The sequence below is a fragment of the Monashia sp. HAY1-2A genome (genome assembly GCF_056755315.1).
Window position 1 is genome coordinate 1 of the sequence record NZ_JBNDHY010000334.1, and the last position, 398, is coordinate 398.

Annotated in this window: 1 protein-coding gene; it reads right to left on the minus strand. The window is 40.7% G+C overall.

Going from position 1 to position 398, the window contains the following annotated elements; translation table 11 throughout:
• Window positions 1-388, minus strand: a 388-nt coding sequence (locus ACPYOM_RS22175; RefSeq protein WP_481347615.1) for a hypothetical protein, incomplete at its 3' end; no start/stop codon positions are given.
• Window positions 389-398: the final 10 nt, after the last annotated feature.

Consider the following 398-nt stretch of genomic DNA (forward strand, 5'->3'; position numbering starts at 1 on the left):
CACCAATGCTTCTCTGTTGGGTGTATGTTCGTGCTACTTTTTTGAGTTCCTCTCTGTTAGCAGCTTTTTTAAATTCAACATCGGTATCCAGCGGATTGTATTTCGGATCTTCTATGGTCTGCGAATATGAATAGTTCAACGGGATTTTCACCCCTGTTTTTTCAGGTAAGAATTTATCAACATTCACAGCAGTATTGATACTGAAAGCAGATTGTGTGGATTGGTTTCTTTCTGCCGGTTTAGAATCAATATTTCCGAATCCTACAGATGTGTAGGATTCACTTGTATTTACCGTAGCAAAATCTCCAAGGTTGAAGTTCAGGCTGGCATTTCCAGCATATCCCCCGTCGTTTTCAATTTCGGAAAGACGGATCTGTCTCTTATACACATCTCCGAGC